The 2,160-nt window shown below is 65.6% G+C and carries 1 protein-coding gene; it reads left to right on the top strand.

The window, feature by feature from the left end:
* Positions 1–673: 673 nt before the first annotated feature.
* Positions 674–1,987, top strand: a complete 1,314-nt coding sequence (ltrA, locus tag ABT294_RS50640) for a group II intron reverse transcriptase/maturase (protein WP_350813735.1) — start codon at positions 674–676, stop codon at positions 1,985–1,987.
* Positions 1,988–2,160: the final 173 nt, after the last annotated feature.

Here is a 2,160-nt window from a genome sequence, read left to right as displayed (position 1 = left end):
TGAGGTGATCTCGTGCGCCCAGCAGAACGGAGGTGAAGCCGTGATGTAGCGGCTGATCGTCTGTGCGTAAGCTCGTCGTCGCTTGCCGGTGGAAGTCCGGTCCGGGTAGCTGCCAGGAGGCCCGGTAGCAGGCTGGCGGTTTCGTCTGGAAACGGGCGGGGTCGAAGCCCAGCGTCAAAGGCCCTGTAACAGGGGGAGCAACGATGCGGTCCGTAGCATGAAGCGAAGCCTGCGGCGTCGTTACTCATCCGTCTTTCGGGGCGGGACAAGGGAGAGCCGAGCCTTTCGAGATCAGGGCGAAGGCCATGGACGCGGTGAAGAGCCTGGAATCGCAGCCGTCAAGGACTCCCCGGCGTATGGGGCGTGGAACGTATCGATAGTGGCGGCGGGAACTGGGGAGGCCCTCCCCGGCCCGGTGACCTGCGGAAAGGTGTTACCGGAGCGTGGCGTCCTATAACCGATGGCCTCGGGAAATGGATGGTCGGCCGGGTGGGCGTCGGAGGTGGCCGTAGTACCGCTACCAGCCGACCGGACAACACAACCGGCGGTGATGGGAAGGGCCATTGCTTCGTCGATGCGTGCGATGTTGAGGAGGGGCCCGGTGAGTGCCGTTTCGGCTATCCCCGCCGCTGGTGGATCTGGTGGACGCTCTCCGCGAGATCCGGTCCGAGCCTTGCAGCACACGCTCTACCGGGCGGCCAAGGCCGAGCCCGGACGTCGATTCCACGCGCTGATGGACAAGGTCTACCGCAGAGACGTCCTAGCGCGCGCGTGGCTGACGGTGCGCGGCAACAACGGCGCACCGGGTATCGACAAGGTCACCCTGGCCGAGGTCGAGGAGTACGGCGTGGTCCGGCTGCTCGGCGAGCTGGCCGACGAACTACGGGAGGGACGCTATCGTCCGCTGCCCGTGCGGCGGGTGTTGATCCCGAAGCCGGGTGTCATGGACGAGGTGCGCCCGTTATCGATTCCCGCGGTTCGTGATCGCGTCGTGCAGGCCGCCGTGAAGATCGTGTTCGAACCGGTCTTCGAGGCGGACATGCTGGACTGCTCGTTCGGGTTCCGCCCGAAACGCTCAGCGCACGACGCCCTGCAGGTGCTCATGGACGAGCACGGGCGGGGACGCCGATGGGTGGTCGAGACGGACATCGCCAACTGCTTCTCGGCGATTCCGCACGATGAGTTGATACAAGCGATCGAGGAACGCATCTGCGACCAGTCGCTCCTGAAGCTCCTGCGTGCGATCTTGCGTGCCGGGGTGGTAGAGGATGGGCAGGTGCGCAAAACGGACACCGGAACACCCCAGGGCGGGGTCGTTTCACCCGTCATGTGCAACGTCTACCTGCACCGACTCGATCGGACATGGGATGAAGCCGACGGGATCATGGTCCGGTTTGCCGACGATATCGCGGTGATGTGCTGGTCACGCAACCAGGCTGAGCGGGCCCTGGCTCGGTTGGTCGAGCTGCTGGCCGAGCTTGGGCTGGAGCCCAAGATGGCCAAGACCCGCATCCTGCGATTGGAGGTGGGCGGAGAAGGTTTCGACTTCCTCGGCTTTCACCATCGGCTGGTCAGGTCGACCGGCAGGAACGGCAAACGGCCGTTCGTCTTCCTCGCCCGCTGGCCCGCGGACAAGGCCATGCAGCACGCCCGCGACCGGATCCGGCAACTCACCGACCGACGCAGGCAGTTGCGGCCCGAAGCGATCGTGGAAGAGGTCAACCTCTTCCTGCGCGGCTGGACTGCCTACTTCAAGTACGGGCACTCCGCCGAGCGCTTCAGCAAGATCAGGCAGTATGCGCGGATGCGGCTTGCCCTGTTCATCAGCAAGCGGCACCGCGCCAGCAAGGGGTTCGGCTGGCGAACACTGGTTGCCTTGTCGCCGAACGAACTTGGCCTGATCAGCATGTATGGAATCGTCGTCTCGCCCAGGCCCTTCAAGGACTGGCGGGTGAGGCCGAATGCCGGCGGTGAACGACGTCGGTGAGCCGGGTGCGGGAGAACCGCACGCCCGGTTCGATGCGGCGGGAGCTGGAAACGGAGCCACGAACCTGGTCATGGCCATCGGGGAGAGCACAGCCGACTGGGAAACCGGCGGAAGACAGGCCCCGAGCCCTACCGCCAGGAGACGCCACCGCGCCAGCTCCCGACCCTACAGCG

The organism is Nonomuraea sp. NPDC000554, assembly GCF_040300065.1.
GTDB lineage: Bacteria > Actinomycetota > Actinomycetes > Streptosporangiales > Streptosporangiaceae > Nonomuraea.
The sequence above is the reverse complement of the archived record's forward strand: the minus strand, read 5'-3'. Positions and strand labels throughout refer to the sequence as shown.